At 44.6% G+C, this 1,543-nt stretch carries 1 protein-coding gene; it reads left to right on the forward strand.

The window, feature by feature from the left end; genetic code table 11:
- Positions 1-107: 107 nt before the first annotated feature.
- Positions 108-1,274, forward strand: coding sequence for an IS30-like element ISSmi1 family transposase (locus tag QS39_RS10540; RefSeq protein ID WP_077804689.1), 1,167 nt, complete (start codon positions 108-110; stop codon positions 1,272-1,274).
- Positions 1,275-1,543: the final 269 nt, after the last annotated feature.

The following is a 1,543-nucleotide window of genomic DNA, read 5'->3' on the forward strand; positions in this document are numbered from 1 at the left end:
CGTAACTTCTCAAAGTAACTTCCAGCTCTCTCCCAAAACTGGAAGTTAGTCTCAGACGACGAATTATGCTAGAATTAAGCCTGAGACTTTTCGTGAGGAGGCACCTCATGACGAAAAAACAAAAACATCTCACTCTAGAAGACCGTATTGACATCCAAACTGGAATCAGCCAACAGGAGACTTTCCGTTCCATCGCTGAGAAGATGGGAAAAGACCCGTCAACGATTTCAAAGGAAATCAAGCGCAATCGCATCATTCATCCAACATCCGTCAAATCTGATTGCACGGATTGCCCTCTTCTCAAAAAAGCTCCTTATGTCTGTAACAACTGTCCAAAAAAGAGGACGGATTGTGGGTTTAACCGCTATCTTTACTACGCGAAAAAGGCACAGGAACAGTACGAGACTATGTTGAGGGAGTCCAGAGAGGGCATTCCCCTAAACAAGGAAAGTTTTTATCAGATGGACAAGGTCTTAACCCTAGGCATCCAGAAGAAACAAAGCATCTACCATATCATTCAGACACATAACCTACCTGTGTCGAAAGCTACGGTGTATCGGCATGCCAAGCTGGGATATCTGACAGCCAAGCCCATTGATTTTCCTCGGATGGTCACGTTCAAGGAACGCAGAAAATCCAGAAAAGTAGCTATTCCCAAAGAGCTAAAAATTGGGCGAACCTACCAAGATTTCCAAGAGTTACGAGAAACAGATGATTTCTTCAAATGGTTGGAAATGGACACGGTCATCGGCAGACCTGGTGGAAAGCTACTGCTCACCTTCAACGTTTCCTTCTGCAATTTCCTCTTCGCCTTGCTTTTGGACAACAAGACTGCTCTGGAGGTCGCCACTAAATTCGCAGCTTTGAAAGAAAGAGTCATGGACGGAGGGGTTGCGTTCCATCAGCTGTTCCCTGTCATTCTAACGGACAACGGCTCTGAGTTCTCCTATGTGGAGGAGCTTGAGAGAGACATTGATGGGAAGTCTCACCTCTACTTCTGCGACCCTAGCCGTCCTGACCAGAAGGGGCGGATTGAGAAGAACCATACGGTTTTGCGAGCCATTCTGCCCAAGGGCACTTCCTTTGACCAGCTGACTCAGAAAGACGTCAATCTAGTCATTTCCCATGTCAATTCCTTGAAACGAGAAGAGTTTCAAGGAAAATCTGCTTACGACGTCTTCACCTTCACCTTTGGCGAGGACATCGCCGCTCTTCTGGGTTGCCAATTTGTCAAACCAGAAGACACACACTTATCACCTGATTTATTGAAATAAAGGGAATTTTCCACTCTAACTACACATCTTATCACCATCGAAAAGTCTCAAACTAAACGCTAGCAACTGGAAGTTACTCTAAGACGACTCTGTTTTAGGGCTATTTGTCGTGCACTTTTTTCTGTGTCTTTTCGCTTTTGAACCCTTATATATCAAGAAAAAGAAAACCAGCGGAAGTTAGTCTAATACGGATTTCCACTGATTTCACGCGTTTTTCTCATACTAAAAGCTAGGTTGGGGGAAACTGGAAGTTAGTTTTAGAAGTTACC

The organism is Streptococcus mitis, from assembly GCF_002005545.1.
Classification (GTDB): domain Bacteria; phylum Bacillota; class Bacilli; order Lactobacillales; family Streptococcaceae; genus Streptococcus; species Streptococcus mitis_I.

Coding starts and splice junctions, on each gene's coding strand:
- QS39_RS10540 (WP_077804689.1), top strand. CDS start 108: ATGACGAAAAAACAAAAACATCTCACTCTAGAAGACCGTATTGACATC.